The organism is Xanthomonas sp. SHU 199, assembly GCF_000364665.1.
Lineage (GTDB): Bacteria > Pseudomonadota > Gammaproteobacteria > Xanthomonadales > Xanthomonadaceae > Xanthomonas_A > Xanthomonas_A sontii.
In genome coordinates this window covers 1-1,549 of sequence record NZ_AQOI01000659.1, presented here as the reverse complement: position 1 = coordinate 1,549, position 1,549 = coordinate 1, and the positions used below count along the sequence as shown (strand labels likewise).

Genomic DNA, 1,549 nt, shown 5'->3' with positions numbered 1-1,549 from the left:
TTCAAGATCGACCAGCAGGCGCCGACGGCACCGCGCCGCGCCGCGCCGCCGGCCGCGCTCGCCAGCGTCGGCGCCAAGCGACCGGCCAAGATTCCTGCACCGCCAGCGGCCGCACGCCGGCCGGTGGCCGTTGCTGCAGCCAAGACCACAGACGTGGTTGCAGGCGGCAACGACTGGCAGGAGTTCTGATCGCGCTTCACCACGCATCCCACTGACACGGGTAACGAAGCCCGGGAGCGCCAGCTCCCGGGCTCTTTTTTTGAGTCATTCCACACGGCTGGAGGCGAATCGACGGGCGTGGCGCCCGGAAAAAGCGCGACGCCTATCCCTGTCGGAGTGAAGTCAACGTGAAGCGCATCTAAATCCCCACCATCCCGCCTTAAAGAACAGAGCACACACGCCGATACGGCGTGAGCACACAAAAATTGTCTACAAATTTGAACAAGAGTTGTCACAAGGCGACTGGAGCAAAGAAAGGCCAAATCGCCGTATAAGTTTCAATCGCAAGCATCTATTAAATCTACAAAAACTATCAATTGCATGTTTTCGATGTGCAGACGAAATAGATAGGCACCACCCATCGCCTCCGCGGACATCGACTCAGGCAAGGGGTACGCCATCCCCAACGCTTCACCTTTCCACCAGGACCACGACGATGACGCTCAAGAATCTCAGTCTTTCCGCCAGGCTCGCGCTCAGTTTCGCGATCATCGTGCTGATCACGGTGATCATCGGCTCGATCAGCCTGAGCAGCCTCTCTTCGCTCAACAACGCCGCCGACATGAACGACCACACCTACAAGGTGATGGGCACCGGCGACATGATGGAAATCGATGCCCTCAACGTCGAGACCGGTGCGCGTGGCTATCTGCTGTCGGGTAACAAGGACCACCTGCAGCCGTTCACCAACGGCCTGGCCGCGTTCGACAAGAACTATGCCGAAGCCAAGCGCCTGACGGCGGACAATCCGCGCCAGCAGGCGCGGCTGGAAAAGCTGCATGCCGCGTTCGACAACCTCGCCGGCGTGGAGAAACAGATCACCGCATTGCGCGCGCAGTCCAACGATCCCGCGCAGATCGCCGCCGAGTTCAGCCGGGCCCGCGACCGCAAGGCGATGCAGGAGATCCGCGGCCTGCTGGGCGACTTCAGCAACGAGGAGCGCGGCCTGCTGGCCAAGCGCACCGAGACCCTGACCGCCGTGCGCGCGCAGAACAAGTGGGCGGTCCTGCTGGGCAACCTGCTGGTGATCGTGGCCGCGGTCGGCATGGCGATCGTGATCCGCCGCCAGTTGCTCAAGCGCCTGGGCACCGCGATCGGCGTGGCCGACGCCATCGCCCGCGGCAAGCTCGACAATGCGATCGACCTGCGCAGCAAGGACGAGGCCGGCGTGCTGCTGCTGAGCATGGACAAGATGCAGAGCCAGTTGCAGGCGGTGCTCGCCGCGCAGGCCGAGATGGCCCAGCGCCACGACGCCGGCCAGATCAGCTACCGCATGGACGAAACCGTGTTCCCGGGCGACTACGGGCGTATGGTCCGCGACAGCAACGCG

Annotated in this window: 1 protein-coding gene and 1 pseudogene; both read left to right on the top strand. The window is 62.9% G+C overall.

Annotation, left to right across the window (positions count from 1 at the left end):
• Positions 1 to 189 (top strand): annotated as a pseudogene (locus tag D183_RS0118810) (hypothetical protein); the annotation flags it as partial.
• A 466-nt stretch (positions 190 to 655) separates the two neighbouring features.
• Positions 656 to 1,549, top strand: an 894-nt coding sequence (locus D183_RS0118805; protein ID WP_017910360.1) for a CHASE3 domain-containing protein, incomplete at its 3' end; no start/stop codon positions are given.